Raw genomic sequence first — 21,815 nt, 5'->3', positions numbered from 1 at the left:
CTTGCCTACTTTCCTGAACCTGCGGCGGTGCAGAACCGTGCTCCATCCGAGATACGTCCATCATCGCGCACGAGCTTGACCTCGATACAGGTTTGTCCGCCTTTCCCGATCTCGGTAGTGGCGCTTGGGGACATCGTCTGCTTGTATTCTCCCGTTTCCGTGGCGGTAATTGGAGCCCACCGGTAATGGTCTGCCTTATTCGGTTCTGGGTTGGACCAACGGAAAGTTACAGTTTCTCCGACCGTGGAGTACGCAAAATTATCCACCTTCGGCACAGTGCCGCCAACCAATGCATCCTTGGGCCCGTCCGTCGCTGTAATAGGCGGGCCAGAACGCTGTGCAGCATTTTGGTCGGGCAAGTACATGTTGGCAATGACAGCGCCGCCAACCAGGAGAAATAGCACAAGGCCCACTGCGATGAAGACCTTCGGCAGTCCCTGGCGCGGCTTCGGTTCTGCCGGCGCGTCCACCGGCGTTCCTGATTCGCCTGGAGCTGCGCTCTGCTGGCCCGGAGCCGAAATGGAATCCTTCGGCATTTCCAGCCGCGGTATTGGAACTGACGGTCCTGCCTGCCGCAGCCGTTGCCCGGGAACGGAGGAAATCATCGGTGGGGTAGGCAGCGGACGCTGCGCATCGCTAATCGAAGTAACATTGCGAACGCGAGTGCTCTCGCCGTGATCTTCGTCAACCGCTTCTGCAGGTTCTTCAAGTACTTCAAAGGGCGTGACCGAGAAGCCCAGCTCGATCTGGATTCGTTGCATCGAGCGGGCCAGTTCGGCAGCCGAGCCGAATCGCGACGCCGGGTTCTTCGCCATGGCTACCGCCAGCGCCTGGCTCAATGATTCAGGAACATCAAGCCGTTCCAACGGCACCAACGGCGTATTGCAAATCCGCTCAATGAGTACTGCCTGCGAATTATCCTGTCCAGGACGGACGAATGGCGAATGCCCGGCCAAGATCGTATAGATCGTGGCACCGAGCGAGTACACATCCATGCGCACACCCGGAGGCATGCCATCGCCGAAGGCTTCCGGTGCGGACCATGGCACCGAAAGCCCAGCGGTGTGTGAACCGATAGTTCCCGAGATGCCGAAGTCGGTCAGCGCCGGCCTGTTGTAGTCGGTGGTCAGCACGTTTCCCGGCTTGATATCGCGATGCACAATGCCAGCAAGATGCGCAGTATGCACCGCTGAACACAACTGGATCGCCAGGGACAGCGTTTCATCAATGCTCAGGACGCCACGACGGTATCGGACGTCCAAAGAAGGCCGGGAACAATACTCCATGGCCAAATAGGAACGTCCGTCTTCGGTGATCTCCGCTTGGTAGATCGTGACAATATACGGATGGGTGGACAGCTGGGCCATCAAGTTGGCTTCCGCCTCGAATCGCTGGCGGGCTTCCTCATCGCTGACATCCGCCAGCAGCACCTTCACCGCCACCTTGCGGTTGGGCCGGTGCTGCTCGTACAGGTAGACATCGGAAAATCCGCCCGTGCCCAGCGGCTTGACGTAGGTGAATCCCGGGATCTGCGGTGCCGGAGCTGGCGCGCGCCGCAGGCTCACGCCAGATCCTCGAAGCGTATGCTCACGCCATCGCCCAGATCAGCAACATCGCCGTTGATCAGCATGATCTCCTGGTGCCGGGACAGGCGCCGTGGCCGCTGCCCTTCGCGCAGGAGCACGGTGCCATTAGTCGCACCCAGGTCAACCAGCTGCACATGCCATCCTTCCACTCGCACATGCAGGTGCGAACGGGAGATATCACCGCTTGGGCTTTCCACCTTCAGCAGGCGGGGTTCGGTGTCGGATTTGATGGCTGCTGCGCTTGGCTGGCGCCCCAGGATCACCGAGCGGTTCAGTTCATGGGCGTATTCGCGGGCGCCACTGTGATCGCTGACAATCATGCGCCCCATGGCCGGTTTGCGAACTTGCTGCGCTTGGCCGGTGAGGCGCTCGCCGCATTCCCGGCAGGTCGAGGCAGTTGGAGGGTTGGGATGCCGCTTGGAGCAAGAGCGGGCCAAGATGAATTCATTCAGCGACACCGAATTTTCGGTGCCGTCCTTGGCGTCCAAACCTGAAGCGGCGCTGGATTTCGGAACACTGGAGCCGCGGATGATCGTGTGCTCGTCGTCGGCTGGTTCAACCGGCCGCGCCGAAGAGGCAGGACTTCCCGGGCGCGGTTTGATAATCGTGTCCAGATCATCGCCCTGGCCGGTATCGTAGACGGTCTCTGCTGCACCTCTGGCGCCCAGCAGCTGTCCGCCCAGCGATAGTTCCTCCGAGTAGGCTTCCTGCTCGTATTGTGCTGGATCCTGAGTTTCTTCCGAGACTTCGGTCGGCGGCAGCGCATAACTCGTTGCCGTGCCATCTGTCTGCTCATCCCCGGCACCCTGTGCAGATACCTTGGCCGCGTCGGCTGCCTTGGCTGCTCGTGCCAGCACAGCTGCGGGGCCCTTGGGATCTCCTGCTTCTTTGGACGGCGCGGCGGCGCCCGGGTCGGATGCCGGCTTGGCGGCAGTTGGCGCTGGTTCTTTCGCTGCCGCTGGGGCCTTTGCCGGCGCGGGCGCAGCAGCAGGCTGGGCCGCGGTTGCTGCGGGGGTCTTTGCCTGCGCGGGCGCCGCCGCAGGCTTAGCCGCAGCTGGCACTGGTTCTTTCGCTGCCGCTGGAGCTTTTGCCGGAGCAGCCGCCGGCTTGGCAACAGCGGGGGCCGCCGCAGGCTTAGCCGCAGCTGGCGCTGGCTCTTTCGCTGCCGCTGGAGCTTTTGCCGGAGCAGCCGCCGGCTTGGCAACAGCGGGGGCCGCCGCAGGCTTAGCCGCCGTTGCTGCGGGGGCTTTTGCCTGCGCGGGCGCAGCAGCAGGCTTAGCCGCAGTTGGCGCTGGCGCCTTTGCCGGAGCCGCAGCAGGCTTGGCCGCAGCGGCGGCAGGCGCCATCACGCTTGGAGCTGCTTTGGCCGGAGCAGAAGGGGTGGCAGGTGATTTGGATGCGGCACCGGCGGGCGCACCAGCAGCGGCGTCCCCTTCGGTGCCCCACTCAAGGCTTGATACTCGAACAATGCCTTCGCTAATTGGCAGCGCGAACGCAGCTTCAGGATTCGCCGAACCGGTGCTCAAAGTCCATGACTTCGACTCGCCAAGTTTGCGTTCGGTCCAGGTCGCAATGCCGGCACCGCTGACCAGCTCGTCACCGGCAGCTGTCCGTGCGGTAAATTCTGGGGCTCCCCGCAAGACCAGATGCGGTGCCCTGTCCCGGGAAACCAAAGCGAAGTTCGGCAGCTCGGCAATGTTCATCTGGTAAAGCGGCAACAGCTCTGAGAGCAGTGCTTCCACCGTCGTCTTCCCAACGAGGTTGGACCACAAAACGTTGACCTGTTCGGCGCTGGCGCTGGCAGGAAGCAGGACGATGTGCTGGTTATTCACCAGGGCGTACCAGTCTCCGGGAATGTAACTCAGGCCGTTCATGATTTCTCCTCTTGGTGGCTCGTGGTCGATATGCGTGGGATTGTAATGCCAACATCATCGGGGTGCCCATACTGCACGTCGGCGACGATCACGCTGATATTATCGCGTCCTCCGGCGTCGATGGCCGCTTGGACCAGTTCCTCGGACGCCTGCTGCGGATCCGGGAAACGCGAGAGGATCTCCTGGATTGCGGCGTCGCCGACTTCGCTGCTCAGCCCATCTGAGCAGACCAGAATGCGTTCGTGCCCTGCTAGTGGCACCAGCCAGTAATCGGGTTGGCTGTTGGCGTTGATCCCCAATGCGCGGGTGATGACGTGCCGGCGCGGATGGGTGGCCGCTTGCGCGGCGTCCAGCTGGCCGATATCCATCAGCTCCTGCACTTCGGAGTGATCGATGCTGACCTGTTGCAGCAATCCTTGGGCCCACAGGTAGGTGCGCGAGTCGCCCACGTTGAAGACCAGCAGTTCGGGTTGTTCTTCCTGCCCGCTGGAGGTCCTTGCATCAATCAGCACGGCCCCGGTGAGTGTGGTTCCGGCTCGGCCGGAGCCTGCCTCCACAATGCTGCGGTCAGCTTCAAGCAGCAGCGCGTCCAGGGTTTCCGGATCGAGATTGGTGCCGGCGTCTTGGAATCCTGCACTCAGGATCTTGAGGCACAGGGCGCTAGCTATTTCACCGGCCTCATGCCCGCCCATGCCATCGGCAATGGCCAGCAACCGTTCCGAGGCCAGCAAGCTGTCCTCGTTCAGGGCGCGGCGCAGTCCACGGTCAGTTGCCTGGCCGTGGCTGAATCTGAGGCTGGATGCCGGGCTAGTATCTGTCATGGACGTTCCACCTGGAAGTAGCGGTCACCGAAGTACACCGTATGGCCAATCATTGCCTGTTCCGGCTTGCCCGGGACAAGTTCGCGCACGTTTCCGTCTTCATCGACAATGGATGAGCCGTTGCCCGAATCCCGGTCCGTAACCCAGACACTGCCTACTCCCGGCTCGATCAGCAGATGCGTTTTGGAGACGGTGCGTTCCGGATCATCCACCACGGCCAGGTGAACACCTGCATCGCCCTCTGCGTAGGAAGGGTTGCGTCCGATCAAGATGCTGCCAGCAAGGTCAAGGCACCGGCTATCGTCAAAGAGCAGATGCAAGGCATCAGGCGATTGCGAACGAATCTGCGTGTGACCGAGATCTGCATCCGGGTCACCACCGGACTTGGACGAAGCGACTTCAACGATCTTCGCCTCCGGCTTAGGCTGCGAGGCAGGACGGGGACGAGACGCTTTGAGCGCCTCAGGCGCAGTGGCGCGCACGGCGCCTGGCACCGAATCGATGACTCCCGAGGACTTGCCGGGCTCTTCTTCTGGTTCGCCCACGAAGCGACGGCCCGGAGCATACTGCGGCTCAGGCGCGAAAGACCCCGGTCCCCCGGTACCACCGGTAGTCAGCGGATCCCGTCCAGCCTTGATATCCAGTACCAGCGTCCCGGCCGCCTTATCGTGCCATCCCTGCTTCTTGCCGTTCGCGTCGAATTGGTTGGAGATCACCATAAGCACCGGTCCCAGGATCGGAACGATACCCGCGACGGCTATCAGCAAACGGCGAATAATGGTCTTGCCCCAGCCCGGGCGCTCGCCTGACACAGTAGCGGTGCGTAACCCGAGGAGCACATTGCCAAGACTCTTGCCTGCAGCAGCTTCCCACCACCACAAGAACACCGTGTAGGCCAGAGCCAGGACGCCGTACAGGATGTACGTTCCGGCGATCTCGCCCATGATCTGCGGCGCATCCAGCGAGTTCACCATCCTGGATCCGATCATCGGCAGGAAAATAGCCGAGAGGACCAGTACTGGCAGGAAGTCGACGAGCCACGAAAGCAGCCGCTGCGCAGTTCGGGCATCTACCAGGTCCATTTTTACCGCCATGGCTTGCTCCTGTTTTTCCGTTGCAATGTTCGTGCCCTGGTGACCGTTTTAGCCGCCAACTCGTGTATCAGAGAGCGTGGAGAGTATTTCACCCGCATCTTGCCGAAGAAGCCCAGCGGCTCCTGCATCTTCTGGGTCTGCGCAATGACATCCTCCCAGTACTTCCGCACTTGCTCTTCGGTCGGTTCTTCAAGCGCGAAGTTCGCCGCATCCGCACGCTGCGCCAGCGACTGCACCGGGCTGGACAGCGCCGGGAAACCGTCGGCCAGCACGCCGGCACTTTCCCGCCGGGTCGCACCGCTGGCAGTCGCGATTCGGTGGTCAGTGGCATGGCTGAGCAATTCCTGCCAGCCACCGCTCACGCGGTCACCGGCGCTGCCGGTTTGAGAACGCTTCTGCCTGCGGCGCAGCTTCAGCAAGGCAACCAGCAGCAGCGGCGAGAGCACAAGCAGCACCGAACCCAGCGAAATGCCGGCGACAATGATGACCTGGCCCCAGCGTTCCCAGAAGGTTTTCGGTTCCTCTTCGACTTCCTGCGGCTCCGGTGCAGTTTGCGGAGGCAAATCCGCTTCTTCCTGCGCCGGTGGTGGCGGTTGCAGCACCTGCGGCTGCGGCACAGCCTTGGGTTCCTGTTCCGGAGGAGTGGGCTGCTCGTCTTCATTCGGCGTCGGGTTGAAAGCAACCCAGCCTATTTCCTCGAAAGCGATCTCCACCCAGGCATGAACATCGGACCCCTTGATTTCAACGGCTTTCCCCGGCGCGTATTCCTCCGGGTAGAAACCCATGACTACGCGCGCAGGGATCCCTTGCTCGCGGGCCATCAGCGCCATCGCGACAGCATACTGCTCGTCATCGCCGATCATCTGCTCGGCATCGAGCAGGCTGGTGATACGTCCCGCTCCGTGCCCGGAGAGCGAGGGAACCTGGCTCTCGGTGCCGTTGGAGAAGAATCCGGTTCCGGAAAGCATGGCTTCAATGCTCCGCACGCGCTGCAGGTCGCCGCGTGCCGTACCGGTGAATTCGGCGGCCTTGGCTCCCGCCGTGGCTGGCACATTGGCCAGCTCTGGCATGCGGAACTGCGCCAAATCCAGTTCATTGAGCTGGTCATCGCTCGGCTTGGCGGGGAAGAGCACCTTAGCCGTGTAGGCATCGCCCTTCTCCAGGCCAATGGAGCTCAGCGCGCTTTCAGAGGTATCGCTGTAGAACAGGGAACGGGCCAGTTCATCTTCACGACCGCCGGCCAGATCCAAGCCCATGAGCTTGCCTCCGGAAGGAACCCACACCCCTTCATAGTCCTGGATCGAGATTTCAAGTTCAGCCGCTTCGCGGCCTTCCAGCGTCTGGGCAGAACGAATATCGCTGGCATCACCCACGGGGGCAAAACTGCCACCAGCGGAAGGATCCACGTTGATGACCATGCCGTTGTAGGAATCCAATGCGGCCAAGCGGATGCGCTCGTCCTTTGGCAAGCCCTTGACGGTCAGCAGGGTGTCGTCAGCCATTGTCTTCACATACTTGCGGAAACTCGTCAGCGGGCTTGGATAATCGTAGAGATCCACCGGTGGTTCCAACGCATCGCGCAACACCTGGCGCGGGGTTTCGGGGGCCAGCAGCGGAGTGGCCGCGGCGGTCGCTACGCCGGCTCCGGCCAGCACCAGGGCTCCGGCGATGATGCGGCGCAGCAACATCTGCTGGCCGCCATGGGAATCAAGCTGCTCGTGGTTCACCGAGCTGAATCCGCCGGAAATGCGCGTGTCCATGAAGCGCCGCCAGGCAAGCCAACCGACCAATACCGCAATCAAGGCGACGCCACGGGCGATCGGCATCGGCACGTCGCGGGTGCCGAAAACAATACCCAGCACGAACATCGCCAGCAGCGGCAGCAAAGTCCAATACGGCGAGCGCAAATGCCAGGCCGCCAAGCCGGCCAGCAGCGCGGTGAGCAGCGCGGAAAGGAAGGCCACGATCAGTACGCCGCCGTAGGAGCCTACCGGTGACGCCACGGTGAGCATGTCTTTCCAGCTGAAGACCAGGCCGGTCAGCAAGGTGCGCAGGGATTGCCCGGTGGGCAAGATTCCGAAGGCAGCCTCGCGTGGAGTCGCCAACGGCGTGCCCAGTACGAGGTACAGCAGTGCGAACAGGGCCATGGTCCGCCACGTGCCCAGCTTGAAGTGCACATTGGCCCAGGCCAAAGCAAGACCGGCAACAATTCCGCCCACGGCAGCCAGGATGAAGTTCAAGCTCGCGCCGTAGGCGTCCAGGAGACCCAGGGCACCAAGGACCAGGGCCAATCCCAGGCAGGCCGCGTCAACGCCGAAGCGCCAGAGGGGCAAAGTCTGTTTCATGCCACGGCCTTTCGCAGCATCAAGCCGAGTTCTTCCAGTTTGCCCAGGCTCAGTACCGTCAGCTCGCCAATGTTCGAGCGCGTCGGCTCCATGCCGGTCTCGCACCTGATAGCGATGGCGCGCACTCCGGCAGGCACATGCATCCAGGCTTCGCGCAGCGACTTTGCACTGGTCCTGGTGCCGGTGAGGAAGAAAAGCACCGACGCTCCGGGCACGATATCGGCGGTGTGGCGAACCACCTGCACCAGGTTCTCGCGCTGGCCAGCGGCTGCTTCGATGCGGGTCAGCGAGTCCATCATCATGCGGCCGCTGTCGGTGCGCACCGGACCTTGCTGGGTCACGATGGCCAGCTTGCGCTGTTCCGCCACTGCCTGCTGCCCGATGGAGGCAGCGACCGAAATAGCCAGTTCGAAATCTTCCTCTGCGTGCGCCTCGCAGTACTCGTCCAGATTGGTGCTCAGGCTCAGTGCCAGGTGCGAACGCCGGGTCTCTTCGAACTGGCGGACCATCAATTCACCGGTACGCGCCGTTGACTTCCAGTGGATATGGCGGCGGTCGTCTCCTGCCTGGTATTCGCGCAGGGCGTGGAAGGACACATCGGAGTTCGAGAGATCCGAAGTGGGCATGCCTTCGAGGTCGCGGATGAAACCAGCAGAGGAGCCATCGAGCGCGGTGGTGCGCGGATGGATGAACAGCTCGTAGCGGTCGGTCCATTTCACCTGCCGGCGCAGAATGGCGAAGGGGTCCTGGCGGACCGAGCGGACCGGCCCCACCTCCAGCACCTGGCGGCGCTGGGTCGGGATGGTGAACAGGTCTTCGTGCGTTCCTTGCGGCTCCAGGCGCGGGATCCGGAACTGGGCGGCACCATGGCCTACCGGAAGTTCCATCATCACCGGCGCTGCGCTGCGCGAGGCCTGGTTGGCCACCTGCAGGGCGCCAACGGCGCGGTCCCCCACAGCGACACGGGTGCGGTGCAGGTCCAGGTCCACGCTGAAATCATTGCGGCCCAGGATGAATCCCACGGAAGCCAGCAGCAGCAAGGTGGCCATGAAGGCGCCGAGCAGGGCCTCCTGCCAGCCGAAACTGGCGCCCAGGATCCACAGGAGAATCGCTGTACCCAGCAGCACGAAGCCCAGCGGCGAAATGACCGTGGTGACCGGTGCGAGGAAACGGGTGCTGAATTCCTTGACCCGCGCTGTTGCAGGGCGCAGGTATTCGCGCAGCACCTGCATTGCTTCGCTGGCCATGGTCAGCGACATTTCGGCCCTGCGATTCAGCCTGGTGCTCCGTGCAGAACGCTTAGCTCGTCTGCTCATTAATGCTCGTCCTGGTCCTTGCCGGCGGCCGGAGCGGAGTCTTCATTGCCACGGCGGGTTGGGGCCGGGACCTTGCGCAGCACCGAGGTGATGACCTGGGCGGAGGTGGTGCCGGTGAATTCCGCTTCCGGGTCCAGCACCAGGCGATGGGTGAAGATATAGGGCGCCAATTCCTTGATGTCATCCGGCAGCACGTAGTTCCGTCCCTGGCTGGCAGCCCACACCTTGGCCGCGCGCACCATCGCCAGGGCTCCGCGGACCGAAACTCCCAAACGGGTTTCCGGAACTTCGCGGGTCGCTTCGCACAGCGCCGCGACGTACTCCAGCACGGCGGTGTCCACATGCACGGTGGTTGCCAGCTCGGCCATTTCCACCACTGCTTCGGTAGTGATGATGGCGCTCAGCGCGGTCGAGCGGTCACGCTGGGTGCTGCCCGAAAGCAGCGCCACGGTGGCTTCCCGGTCCGGATACCCGATGGAGGTCTTGATCAGGAAACGGTCCAGCTGGGCTTCGGGCAGCCGGTAGGTACCGGCCTGCTCGATCGGGTTCTGGGTGGCAATCACCATGAACGGGCGAGCCTGCGGGTAGGTGGTGCCATCGACGGTGACCCGCCCTTCTTCCATGACTTCCAGCAACGCCGACTGGGTCTTTGGAGACGCGCGGTTGATCTCATCGGCCAGCACGAGGTTGGCGAAGATCGGTCCATGGTGGAAGTCGAACTGCCCGCTGCGCTGGTCGTAGATGGTGATGCCGGTGACGTCCGAGGGCAACAGGTCCGGGGTGAATTGGATGCGCGAGTTGCTGCCCCGCACCGTGGCGGCCAGCGAGCGGGCCAGCATGGTCTTGCCGGTGCCCGGTGCGTCTTCGAGCAGCACGTGCCCTTCGGTGAGCATGGCAGTTAGCACCAGCTTGATGGCCTGGTCCTTGCCCAGCACGGACAGTCCGACATTGGACACCAATTTGGCGAAGGTATCGCAGAACCAGTTGGCCTGCTCGGTGCTCATGGTCATGGCAGTGTTTGTTCTTTCTGTACGTCTTGATGCTCGGTCGATGCCGCGCTTATCTGAAATTAACCCGGTCGGATTCCGTGCCGTCGATTTTCGCGAAGTACGGCTGGGCATATCCCGATTCGATCACGCATGGCAGGTCCTTGGAGGCCCGGCCATTGCCGTCGACGTTGAAGGTCACGTAATTATCCGAGAACATTCCCTTGGAGTGGTAGCACTGCGCCAGGTAGGTGTGGGTGCCCGGGTCGAAGTCGTAGAGCTCCACGTGGTACTTGTAGCAGTTCGGCGGGCAGGTGGAGTTCGCGTAGCCGTTGTACAACGGTCCTTCGGACAGCTTCACCGAACGGGCCGGTTTAGGATTGGTCTGATCCGTTTTGGACCAGGACTTGCTCTGGCCTTCGGTATCCGTTGCCACGATCTTGAGGGTGCGGCTCGTGGAGTAGCCCAGGTTGCTGACCTTCTCCGTACCGTCGTTAGCCGTGTTAGACCCGCCAATGGCTACCGTCTGGGTGACCTTGCGTCCGTTGGATTCGCCGGCGGCTGTATTCCAGCTGAAGGAAATCCAGTTATCGCCATGCGACGAGGAAATCTTCGCGTTGTCGCGCAGCGGACCGTAGGCGCTGGTCTGGTTGCTGGCCGGGCTGGGGTCTCCCGGGCCGGCAGCATTCAAGGCACGCACGCGCCAGGTATGCGCGGTGCCGTTGGAACCGGTGTCGATCACCGAGCCGGGGCCGCCGAAGGACTGCCACCCTCCGCCATCGGCGGAGTACTGGTATCCGGTGATCTTCGAGCCGTTGGCCGCAGGAGCCTGGAAGCCCAGTTGCACCATGCGATTGGCGCCGGTGGCCTTGGCGCTCACGCTGGACACGGCCTTTGGACGCCCGTACGGGGTCACCGCCACCGAATTCGAGCTCTGTTCCGAGCTGCCCTTGCGGTTGGTTGCCGCGATGGTGAAGGTGTAGGAACCCGAGGTGCTCAGGCCGGTGACCGACTGGCTGGTCTGGTTGGCCGCAATGGAGCCAATGGTCTTCTCCAGGGTTCCGGACTTGTAGACGCGCAGGGCATAGCCGGTGATCGGTGCGCCATTGGTGCCCGGTGCGTTCCAGGCGACGTTGACCACGCCGCCATCCACCGCGGATTCCTTGCGGGCCGCGGTGGGGGCGGACGGCTTGAACGGCTTGCCAGCCGGGGTCACGGCTGCCGAGTAGGCGCTGAAGGCCGATGGCTTGGATGCCTTGTTCACCGCACGCACGCGGACCTGGTAATCGGTGCCGTTCTTCAGGCCCTTCCAGGTATAGGAAGTGCCGGTAATGCCGGTGACCTGGGTGACGCCGTTGGCCGGTGCCGGGGAGATCTCCAAGGTGTAGCTCTGGATGGCCGAACCCCGGCTGGCGGGGGCAGTCCACTTGAAGGCCGCCTGCTGGTCGCCGTCGGTGCCGGTCGGGGCGGCAGGCTGTTCGGGTTCCACGTCCGGTCGGGCATCGGCTGACGGCGCCGAGGCCGGGGACTGGCCGATCTCGTTGGCGGCGGTCACCGTGAAGTTGTATACGGTGTCGTTGGCCAGCGGGGTGATGGTGCAGGTGGTGGTGGCGCACCGCTGGGTGTGCCCGCCGCCGGTCACGGTGTAGTGGGTGATCTGCGAGCCGTTGTTGGCCGGTGGATCCCACTGCAGCACAGCCTTCTCATCCCCGGTGGACTGGACGCGTGGCAGGCCCGGGGCTTCCGGGGCGCCCTTGACGTTCAGCGTCACGGTACCGATGACGTTGCGTGCCACGTCTTCGGTGACATCGCCAATGGTGTATTCCACCCGCATGGTGCCCACGAAGTTGTCCTTCGGGGTGATGGATACCTTGTCGCCGCTCGTTTCCACTTCCCCGGTGTCTTCCAGGGCGCGGGCGTTGATCAGGCGCAGCGGGCCTTCATCCGCGTACGGGTTGTGGTCGTTGGCCAGCACATCGACCACTTCGGTCTTGCCCTGGGCCGCATCGGCCACGTTATCGGCCACAGCTACCGGCAGCTCGCGGACCGAGCCGGTCACGGTGATGTTCATGGCGGCCGGAACCGGCGGGTTCACACCGTCGCTGACCGTGACGGTGACGGTACCGGTGGTGCCCTTCGGGGTCGAAGCTCCGGCGCTGACCTTCAGGTTATGCTCTTCGACCAGTTCGGCCTGGACACCTTGGATATCCACCGAAGAGATGGCGAACTTCAACTTCGGAACGTCGTCTTCATTGGCATCGTTGGCGGCCATGCGCAGGTCCAGGAAGGCTGGCTCCTCGCCCTGGCCCACGGCCAAGGCATTGGCCTGCAGGGTCGGAGCGAAGTTCTCCTCCTGCGGCTGCTCTTCTTCCTCTTCCTCTGGCTCTTCCTCCTCCGGTTGGCCTTCCTCGTTCTGGTTCTGGCGTTCCTCGGAATCGTTCTGGCGCGGAGCCGGGGTGACATTGATTGGCAGGGTCAGCTTGGACTTCAGGCCCATTTCATCGTCGGGGCCGGTGCCGTCGGTGACTTCGAAGCTGACGGTAGCCGAGCCGTCGAAATCGACCGGTGCACGGAAGGAAAGCTCGGTGGCGGACTTGACCAGCTCGCCGTCGTTTTGCGGCATCGAGGCCACCGACTCTTCGGTGGTCAAGCGCGGGGTGCGTCCCTCACGGACGAGGACCAGGTCATCCAGGTTCAGTGGCAGGACCTGTCCCGCCTCGACCTGCAGATTCAGCCCGCTGTGCAGGATTGGCCGTGCTCCAGCGGTGCCTGGCACATGGACGAAGGCAGTAGAAGCCAGTTCGTCGGGGTCGGTCAGGGTGTAGGCAATGATCTGCGCGTCCTCGGTGGCGGTGACGACCAGGCCATCTTCGGTGACTTGGGCAGTAGACGGGTTATCCGGCAAGCTGATCTCCAATTCGCTGGAGCTGCCATCCGGGTCCTCGTCATTGCGCAAGATATCTACGGTCACTTGTTCATCGCCGATGACTTCTTCCAAGGAAACCCGGTCATCGCGGGCAATGGGCGCCAGCAGCTGGGCCTCTGGATCGGACTTGATGCTCAGCGTGCCCGCCGCGGTGCCGCCGCGGCCGTCGGAAATCATGTAGCGCACCGAAACGTTGCCGTCTTCCGGGGGCGAGGTCAGGGTGACGCGGCCGTCAATGACTTCCACCTCCGTGCTGGCTTCGGTGGAGACTTCGCTCATCAAGGCGATCGGGTCGCCATCCGGGTCGGTGTCGTTGTCCATCACGTCCACCGCCACCGGGCGGTTGGGGCGCACGGTCAAGAAGTCGTTGACGGCAACCGGGGAATTATTCGATTCGGCAAGCGGTGCCACGCCGATCTTGATCGTGCCGGTGGCGCGGGCACCCAAACGGTCTTCCACCACGTAGCTGAATTCATCGGTGCCCGAGGCATCGGGGTTAGCCGTGTAGTCGATGGAGGCCCCGCGGATCTTCGCGGTGCCCATGCGCGGGGAATCGCCGAATTGCACGAGGGAGACCGAGTCGCCATCGGGGTCGATAGCGTCAATCGGGATCAGCACGTTGGTGCTGGAGCCGGCGAAGACCCGCCCGGTGACTGGTTCCGGGTTCGGCGGGGTGTTCTTTTCCAGGTCATTGGCTTCTGCCTCGGGCAGGACGTTGAAGGTGACGCTGGCGCTGGTTTCCTGGCCATCAGGTCCTGCCACGGTGTAGACCGCGGAAACCTGCTTGGCCTTGCCGCCAAAGTCGCCGGCGCGGAATCGAATCGTTTCGTCGGCAACCGAGATCAGGGACCCTTCTCCCAGATCATCAGCTTCTTCCAGCTCGGGACGCAAGAGCAAATCTCCGCCGTTCGGGTGGATGTCGTTTTCCAGAACCTTGACGGTGGCCACGTCGTTCTCGCGGACGGTGACGGTGTCCGGGTTGGCCTGCGGCGGATCCATGCGTGGTGGTGCCGGAATCGGAATCACGCGGATGGAACCGGTCGCTTCACGAGAGCCATTGGACACGGTGTAGCTAATGGTGGTCGGGTCGGTGAGGCCGCGCACGTCGGTGATGCGGACAAAGGTATTGCGTTCTACGGAGGTGGAGAACGGCTTGTCGCTGGCGGTCTGCACGCCGGTTACCACCAGTACGCCACCGGCCGGGTCGGTGTCGTTGCCCAGCACGTTGACCAGTACATCCTGGCCGGCAGGCAGCAAGGCGACATCGCGTACCGCGATCGGATCCTCGGCATTTTCTTCCGGCTTCTTGATATCGATGCGGGCCAGGCCCGGGGCGCTGGCCGGGCCGTTGGTGGCCATGTATTCAACGTAGTAGGTTCCGGCGCGTTCGGCACGTGCGGTCACGGTTCCGGTCTGTGCGTTGGTTTTGATTTCCAACCCGGGAACATCATCCACGCCGGCCAGCCGCAGACCGTCCCCGCTGGGATCAGTGTCATTTTCCAGCGGGGAGAAACTGGCGGATTCATTGATATTGGCCACCACATGATCGGTTGCGGTCACCGGTTTGACGGTGGCGTCGGCCAAGACCTCGATCAGGACCCGGCCCTTGGTGCCCTCCTGCCCGTCGGAAACCTGGATGGCCAATTCCTTTTGCCCCAGCTTCTTTCCGTCATCCTGGAACGTCAAGGTGCCATCGGGCTGGACGCGGATCACATCATCGCCATCGGAAGTTCCACCGAGCAAGCGGAGGTCATCGCCTTCCGCGTCGGTCCAGTCAGCGAGCACGTTGTGGCTGACTGACTCGCCCTGCTGCACGCGCAGCACGGTGGTGCGCTTTTGTTCCGGAGCCTTATTGGTTTCATCGTCCACCACGTTCAGCTTGACGGTCGCGGTGTCCTGTCCCCCGCGGCCGTCTTTGGTGGTGTAGGAAAAACTCGCGCCGCCCCTGGCATCTTCGGGGACCACAATCTGGAATCCGGTGCCGTCATGGACCGGCTGCACGGCACCTACCGAGGGCGCAGCGCCTTCCAGGTTCGCGGTCAGCAAATCGCCGTCCGGATCCACGTCGTTATAGAGCACCGGCAGCAAGGTGGTGCGGCCGGGGCGTACCGAATAGCTGTCGTCCTCGGCGATCGGCTTCTTGTTTTCCTCGGTGCGGTTGGGCAGCTCGATGGCGTCGGTGATTTCCTTGGTTTCTTCTTCCTTGGCTTCGCCCTTGCCAGCAGGCGGTTCCAGATCACTCCAGTTGCTGACGATTTCCATGCCTTCATTGGCCAACCAGACTTGCCCCGAATGCACGTCGTTGAGCACGACCACGTCCCGGTTGACGCGGAACGCCAGTTCAGCGCCTTCTGGCATTTCCGGAATTGCGGTGCTCTGGTTATGTGCCGGGTCATCGCAGAAGCGCAGATACTCGCCGCTGGTCTGCCAGGCCGCGTAGGTGCACGTTCCCACGCGCACCGGCTGGATAGGGGTGCCAGCGGTTTCCAGCTGCTCATAGTTGGTGTCCTTGCCGGACAGGCTCACCGTTGCCAGCGACTGGTCCAGGGCCACAGCAATGTTCTCGGCTGCCGGGCCCGGAGACTGGATCCGGGCGTTGGCAGGATTCTCGAGAATTGCGGAGTTGCCCTCCGAGGTGACCAGTTCGCCGGTGGCTTCATCGAAGACCACGCCGATCTTGCCGACGGACGAAAGCTGCGGCTCCTTCATCTCGGCCAGTTCCGGAATTTCGAATTCCTGGGCGAGTTCGGCTTTCCCGTCGTCGTCCAGGGTGAAGCTGGAAAGGGTTCCTGCGCCGAGGTCTGCGGCCCAGATGGTGTCGTCGGCGCCAACCACGGCGGCGACTTCGCCCTTGGACTCGATCAGCGGTTCGGCGCCTTCGCCCTTGAAATCGGCAATCTGTTCGAGGTTGCTGGCCTGGACAGTTCCGTGTTCCGCGTCGGTGACGGCGACAACGGACGCACCGAAGGAGAAGGATGAGTTAGCTGGCAGGTTGTTATCGCCAGCAAATTGCACCATCGCGGGGTCAATAGTGGTCAGCGAGGCCTGTTCCAGGTTGCGTACCAGCACGCTTTCTTCATGCTGCACCAGGTCATAGTTGGCCAGCGGGGTGGCAACGCCACCGTCGATGGTGCGCGACTGGTAGTTGACATGCCCGATCTTGCCTTCGGACTGATTGACTACCCAGACACCACCGTCGTTGAGTTCCACGTCAGCTGTTTCGAAGCCCGGATAGATAATGGCGCCGGTGACGGCAAGGGCCGCCACGACTGGGATCGCAGTCACCTTGAACCCGGTGCTTTTGAGCAGTCCGGTCCATCCGGTCGAAGCGGCTTTGGCCATCTAGAGGTCAGTCCTTGGTTTGCTGGTACGAGTGTGCGCCAGAATCCGGCCTTATTCCCCATAGCCAGACTCAACGCCCTCCAATTCTAACGAACTGACAAAACCTCCGCCATGGAGAGTTCTCCCCATGGGCACTGACTGGGCGATTCATCAACGCAAGACAATTCGCGTGCTTCATCTTCATCAGCGGGAACCGCCTATGCGACCGCAGATGCCCTTTGATTCCTTTTCGGCAGGTCCAGCGGCATAACCCGCGCCTGGAAGCACCTGCTAGACGACCGCGGAAGCAGTTCAGACCGAACCTGCGCAAAAGTCTTCAACAAATCTTTCATATCAACTACTGTTAGTTACATGACATCCTCTGCACCGCACCGCGAGCCTTCGGCCATCGACCAGATCGCCGAAGCCTTCTTCGCCAAGTCCCTTGAACTGACCCCGGAATGGGGAGTTTCCCTTGGCCTGCCAGGCTACGAGACCACCTATGGCGACTACTCCCCTGCTGGCACCACCCAGCAGATCAGCTTACTGCGGGAGACTTTGGGCGCATTGGCCAACGCCACTGCGGTCGACGCAATTGACGAAGTCTCGCTTGACGCGATGACCGAGCGATTGAGCCTCGAACTGGAAATCCTGTTCACCGGGCGCACCGAGCTGAACAATATCGCCAGCGCGGCACAGGAAATCCGCTCAATCATCGATTTGATGCCGCAGGAGTCCTCCGAGGACTACGCTTTCATCGCCCAGCGAATGTCCAACATTCCGGCTGCGATTGACGGCTACATCGCATCTTTGCGTGATTCCGCTTCAAATGATCTGGTTGCGGCGCAGCGCCAAGTGTCCATAGTGATCACGCAAACCACCGATTACGCCAAGGATGGCGGATTCTTCGACCAGTTGGCCACCTCCGGCACCGCAGTGGATACCGCTTTGCAAGCACAGCTGGAAGCCGGAGCCGAAGCCGCGAAGAATGCCTACCGCAAACTCACCGCGTACTTGCAAGATGAACTCCTGGCACAGGCACCGGCCGAAGACGCGGTGGGCCGAGAGTACTACTCGCTGATGTCCCGCCGTTTCCTGGGCGCCGCAGTGGATTTGGAAGAGACCTATGCCTGGGGCGTCGGCGAACTCGATGCCATCATCGCCGAGCAGCGGCGCGTCGCCCAGCAGATCAAACCGGGCTCCACGATCGAGGAAGCCAAGAAGATCCTCAACGAGGATCCGGCGCGCAAGCTCTCAGGCACCGACGCCTTGCGGGAGTGGATGCAGGGCAAGGCTGACCAGGCCATGGCGGACTTGTCGGGCAAGCACTTTGACATCCCGGCGCCAATGGACCGCATCGAATGCATGATCGCTCCGACCCAGGATGGCGGCGTGTACTACACCGGCCCATCAGAAGACTTCAGCCGCCCGGGACGGATGTGGTGGTCGGTTCCGCCTGGAGAAGATGAATTCACCACGTGGGCCGAGCTCACCACCGTCTATCACGAGGGCGTTCCCGGCCATCACCTGCAGATCGGTACAGCCCAAATGCAGGCTTCCACGCTCAACAGCTGGCGCAGATTGATGTGCTGGGTTTCCGGCCAGGGCGAAGGCTGGGCGCTGTACTCCGAACGCCTCATGCACCAGCTGGGCTACCTCGATGACCCGGGCGATTACATGGGCATGCTCGATGCGCAACGCATTCGAGCCGCGCGAGTGGTCTTTGATATAGGAGTTCACCTGGGCTTGGAAGTTCCTGCACAGTGGGGCACCGGCACCTGGAACGCCGAAAACGGCTATGAATTCCTGGAGAAGAATCTGGACATGTCCACGGGTCAGCTGGACTTCGAGTACAACCGCTATTTGGGATGGCCAGGCCAGGCTCCGTCCTACAAGATCGGCCAACGGCTCTGGGAGCAGATCCGCGACGATCTCGCGGCCGCCGAGGGCGAGGACTTCTCGCTCAAGGAATTCCATACCGCGGCATTGAAGCTCGGTTCAGTTGGCCTGGATACCTTGAAGCGCGCCCTAGTGAAGTAGCCTCCAGGAAATCGGCTTGGCGGTCCTGCTTATTGGCAGGACCGCCATTCGTTTTATCCCTTGTAGCTGGAAATCTGGATCAGATTGCCACACGCGTCATCAAAGGTCGCAACCACAACGGGTCCGGCATCCGTCGGTTCTTGCGTGAACTTCACGCCCAGTGAGCTAAGACGCTCGAATTCCACCTGGACATCATCAACGGCAAAGGAAGTTGCCGGGATGCCGTCTGCTTTCAGTGCTGAACGGTACGGCCCAACGGCAGGGTGTGCTGAAGGCTCCAGAAGCACTTCAGGACCTTGCTCCTGGTCCGCTGCAACAAGGGTCAGCCAGCTGTATTCGCCCACAGGTATATCGTGCTTGACCTTGAAGCCCAGCACCTCGGTATAGAACGCTTTAGCTTTCGCCTGATCATCCACGCACACACTAGTGATATAAACCCGCATTATTTCCTTCTTTCAGTTCCGGCCCATGCAGCAACCAGGGATTTCCCACGCCTTGCTGGCTTCTACCTTTCCATATGGTTCCGACAGGTCAAGATCACGGAAGCAGTACTGAAGAGCCCAGCTCTATATTCCAGGGAAAAACAACAAGAAATTATTGATTAACGATAGATAATAGCCGAAAATCATTAGATGACCAGTCTCGCAGTTTTACCCGCCCGAATCGCGCTCATCGCAATCTTCCTCGGGGTGCTCCTTGGCCAAGTGCTGATTTTGCCGATGTTCATCGAGGAGACCATCTACATTCATCCCGAAGTGGCCCATCTGGCGACCCCGTACCGGTGCGCAGTGACGGCCGGGCTTGCTTGCCTGCAGATTGTCCTCATTTGTTTTTGGATCCTCATATCGAAGCTTCGGCGCCGAACCTTCTACCAGGCCAGCTCACTGCACTGGTTCAGCATCGCCAGTTGCGCCGCCGCTGCAGCAACCCTGCTGGTCCTGGGACTCGGAATTCACCTCTTGGGGTTTATCGGCGCTGGCGGTCCCGGTGTCGTCCTTGCCGTTGCCGGCGGGGCGGCACTGGGAGGAACTGCCACTTGCTTGCTGGTCGCCCTGCGCGGCATGCTCGCGTCCAGGATACGAAAGCAAACTGCGTGAAGTGAGCGATGCTTCTTCAAGCACAGTCACGGCGATTAGTCCAGCAACAATGGCACGGAGCCAAAAATTCCCATGTGAAGATCTGTGTCCCCGCACCGAAGTCTTCGCACAAATCGTGCGCCATTTCGCCGGTCCAGTGACCCTAGACACCGCTTTTCAGTGCAATAAAGCACAAACGGCGAAATACCGTCATGTTGCGTAACATAAACTGCCGCCGGCGAAGAAAAGCGCCCTAATCTTGAACGCATGTCTACTACCGCGCCTTCATCTAAGCTTCCACGCTGGATGACCAATTTCGGCCCGCAGATCATTGCGGCGCTGATTGTTGGTCTTCTACTGGGTCTCCTAGCCAAGTACACCGGCAGCACCGCCGAGGAACCCAACGGGCTGGGTGAAGCCCTGTCGATCATTGGTTCCAGCTACGTTGCGTTGCTGCGCACTGCAGTGATCCCACTGATCTTCTTTGCGGTTGTCGCCTCAATTGCCAATTTGGCCAAGGTCACCAATGCGGCACGCCTTGCGTGGCAGACCCTGCTCTGGTTTGCCATCACTGCCTTGATCTCGGTAATCATCGGCATGGTTCTTGGCACCGTTTTCCGCCCCGGAGCGAATACCGGCCAGGGCATGCCAGATGAATACGATGGCAAGACCGGCGACTGGCTCGGCTTCCTCACTGGCCTGGTCCCAGCCAACTTCCTGGGTCTGGGCGCGAGCACCAAGCTGGTTGATGAAGCAACCGCTTCCACCTCGATCAGCTTCAACGTCCTGCAGATACTGGTCATTGCCATCGCCGTGGGCGTCGCTGCCCTCAAGGTTGGCAAGGCGGCCGAACCATTCCTCGCGTTCTCGGCCTCTATCCTGGCGATCATCCAGAAGGTCCTCTGGTGGATCATCCGCATCGCGCCGATCGGCACGGTTGGCCTGATCGGCAACGCTGTTGCCACCTATGGCTGGGACACTATTGGCGCACTGGGCAAGTTCACCGTTGCAATCTACGTCGGCTTGGCACTGGTGCTATTCGCGCTCTACCCGGTACTGGTCCGCGCACATGGCCTGTCAATCAAGCAGTACTTCTCGGGTGTATGGCCTGCAGTGCAGCTGGCCTTCGTTTCACGCTCTTCGATTGGCACCCTGCCATTGACCCAGCGCGTGACCGAACGCAACCTCGGGGTGCCTTCGGGCTACGCTTCCTTCGCAGTGCCGCTGGGCGCGACTACCAAGATGGACGGCTGCGCTGCCATCTATCCGGCGATCGCAGCAATCTTCGTTGCCCAGTTCTTCGGTATTGAGCTGTCCCTCACCGATTACTTCTTGATTGCGCTGGTTTCCGTATTGGGCTCGGCAGCAACCGCAGGCACTACCGGCGCCATCGTCATGCTGACGCTGACCCTTTCCACCCTGGGCCTGCCGCTGGCAGGCGTTGGCCTGCTGATGGCCGTTGACCCGATCATTGATATGGGCCGCACCGCGGTAAATGTCGCCGGCCAAGCACTGATTCCAACCATTGTCGCCAAGCGCGAGGGCATCTTGGACATTGACATGTACAACGCACCACGCAATGGCAACCCCTTCGCTGATGAAAGCATCTCAGCGGCAGATGCTGAGGCAGCTGCAACCAAGTAGGCATTGCTGAAAGAAATCGGCGCACGAGCACTACTGCTCGTGCGCCGATTTCCGGTTAAAGGTCACACGGATTCACTTTGCACAGGGTGCAACTTTGCACGTAGTGTAAGTTATGTGACTTCCCCGAGTACCGGCACCCGCCGCGAACTAAACAAACGAGCAACGAAACAAGCCATCGTTGAAGCCGTCGCGGATCTGCTTCGCAAAGGCTCTGCCACGGCGCTTACCGCTACGCAGATCGCTGAAGCGGCCGGTGTTTCGCGCCGTACACTCTTCAACTACTTTCCATCAGTAGATGCGGTCTTCTCCTATCCCCTGCACCAGGTTCTGGGAACCATGGTGGATTCCATTAGCGACCTGACCGACTCCATGCCTCTGGTCGAAGCGATCATCGAATCGCTCAAGTCTGATGACGTGTCGCAGATGCTCGGGCAAGTGGCCCAGTTTGGTGCATTCTTGCGAACGGAAGAAGCCAACTGCGGCTTCCCCGCCACGATGAACGAATGGCGGACAGCCACCACGGAAGTCATCGAAAAAGTCGCCCGCCGTTATCCGCAGGCCGACAGTTTTTCCATCAGAGTCTTTACCCATGCTCTGCTCGGCGCAGGCCAAGCAGCATTTGATGAGTGGATCGAGCGTCTGCCAGCTACCGAAACTCACGGTCTGGATATTTCCCCCGAGCTCATCTCCGTCTTCCATTCCTTGATTACCCAGGCCATGAAAACCCTTGACCAGGGTTTTACCGCCTTGCCGCTGACCAGCACTAGCACCTTGAAGGACATCTAA

General features: G+C 61.6%; 13 protein-coding genes. 4 read left to right on the top strand and 9 right to left on the bottom strand.

Translation table 11 applies throughout. The features are described from left to right. Nucleotides 1-5: 5 nt before the first annotated feature. Genes M2368_RS07480 through M2368_RS07445 form a run of 8 tightly spaced genes read right to left on the bottom strand, consistent with a single transcriptional unit; the run spans nt 6 to nt 16,290 of the window. The gene (locus tag M2368_RS07480; protein ID WP_133833031.1) at nt 6-1,565 is read right to left on the bottom strand and encodes a serine/threonine-protein kinase; all 1,560 of its coding nucleotides are present in this window, start codon (nt 1,563-1,565) and stop codon (nt 6-8) included. Continuing rightward, nucleotides 1,562-3,460, bottom strand: a complete 1,899-nt coding sequence (locus M2368_RS07475; protein WP_133833032.1) for an FHA domain-containing protein — start codon at nt 3,458-3,460, stop codon at nt 1,562-1,564. The genes M2368_RS07480 and M2368_RS07475 overlap by 4 nt, the downstream gene beginning before the upstream one ends. Next, on the bottom strand, nt 3,457-4,281 hold the full coding sequence (locus M2368_RS07470; protein WP_498724304.1) for a PP2C family protein-serine/threonine phosphatase: 825 nt from the start codon (nt 4,279-4,281) through the stop codon (nt 3,457-3,459). Before M2368_RS07470 ends, M2368_RS07475 begins: the two co-directional genes overlap by 4 nt. Continuing rightward, entirely contained in the window at nt 4,278-5,375 is a 1,098-nt protein-coding gene (locus M2368_RS07465; RefSeq protein WP_133833034.1) for an RDD family protein, read from the bottom strand. Before M2368_RS07465 ends, M2368_RS07470 begins: the two co-directional genes overlap by 4 nt. After that, nucleotides 5,366-7,720, bottom strand: a complete 2,355-nt coding sequence (locus tag M2368_RS07460) for a DUF4129 domain-containing transglutaminase family protein (protein WP_498724303.1) — start codon at nt 7,718-7,720, stop codon at nt 5,366-5,368. Before M2368_RS07460 ends, M2368_RS07465 begins: the two co-directional genes overlap by 10 nt. Continuing rightward, nucleotides 7,717-9,036 carry a DUF58 domain-containing protein gene (locus tag M2368_RS07455; protein ID WP_105661753.1) on the bottom strand — a complete coding sequence of 440 codons (1,320 nt, stop codon included), beginning with the start codon at nt 9,034-9,036 and terminating at the stop codon, nt 7,717-7,719. The genes M2368_RS07460 and M2368_RS07455 overlap by 4 nt, the downstream gene beginning before the upstream one ends. After that, complete coding sequence (locus M2368_RS07450) at nt 9,036-10,046, bottom strand: AAA family ATPase (protein ID WP_105661752.1); 1,011 nt, start codon at nt 10,044-10,046, stop codon at nt 9,036-9,038. Before M2368_RS07450 ends, M2368_RS07455 begins: the two co-directional genes overlap by 1 nt. A gap of 49 nt (nt 10,047-10,095) precedes the next feature. Further along, nucleotides 10,096-16,290 carry an Ig-like domain-containing protein gene (locus M2368_RS07445; protein ID WP_498724302.1) on the bottom strand — a complete coding sequence of 2,065 codons (6,195 nt, stop codon included), beginning with the start codon at nt 16,288-16,290 and terminating at the stop codon, nt 10,096-10,098. Between the two features lie 351 nt (nt 16,291-16,641). Here M2368_RS07445 and M2368_RS07440 point away from each other — a divergent pair, with 351 nt between their 5' ends. Next, the gene (locus tag M2368_RS07440) at nt 16,642-18,309 is read left to right on the top strand and encodes a DUF885 domain-containing protein (protein WP_498724301.1); all 1,668 of its coding nucleotides are present in this window, start codon (nt 16,642-16,644) and stop codon (nt 18,307-18,309) included. Nucleotides 18,310-18,362: 53 nt separating this feature from the next. Here M2368_RS07440 and M2368_RS07435 read toward each other — a convergent pair whose 3' ends face one another. Next, nucleotides 18,363-18,725 carry a VOC family protein gene (locus tag M2368_RS07435; RefSeq protein ID WP_498724300.1) on the bottom strand — a complete coding sequence of 121 codons (363 nt, stop codon included), beginning with the start codon at nt 18,723-18,725 and terminating at the stop codon, nt 18,363-18,365. Between the two features lie 216 nt (nt 18,726-18,941). Here M2368_RS07435 and M2368_RS07430 point away from each other — a divergent pair, with 216 nt between their 5' ends. The 3 genes from M2368_RS07430 (at nt 18,942) to M2368_RS07420 (ending at nt 21,815) form a co-directional block, all read left to right on the top strand. Then, the gene (locus tag M2368_RS07430) at nt 18,942-19,406 is read left to right on the top strand and encodes a DUF2975 domain-containing protein (RefSeq protein WP_388024122.1); all 465 of its coding nucleotides are present in this window, start codon (nt 18,942-18,944) and stop codon (nt 19,404-19,406) included. A gap of 246 nt (nt 19,407-19,652) precedes the next feature. Next, complete coding sequence (locus M2368_RS07425; protein ID WP_426735255.1) at nt 19,653-21,029, top strand: dicarboxylate/amino acid:cation symporter; 1,377 nt, start codon at nt 19,653-19,655, stop codon at nt 21,027-21,029. A 3-nt stretch (nt 21,030-21,032) separates the two neighbouring features. Then, nucleotides 21,033-21,815 (top strand): TetR family transcriptional regulator, encoded by a 783-nt coding sequence (locus tag M2368_RS07420; RefSeq protein WP_105661747.1) that lies wholly within the window; start codon nt 21,033-21,035, stop codon nt 21,813-21,815.

This window comes from Arthrobacter sp. JUb119 (assembly GCF_024807995.1).
In the GTDB taxonomy this organism is placed as follows: domain Bacteria; phylum Actinomycetota; class Actinomycetes; order Actinomycetales; family Micrococcaceae; genus Glutamicibacter.
This window is presented reverse-complemented; position numbering and strand designations above follow the sequence as displayed.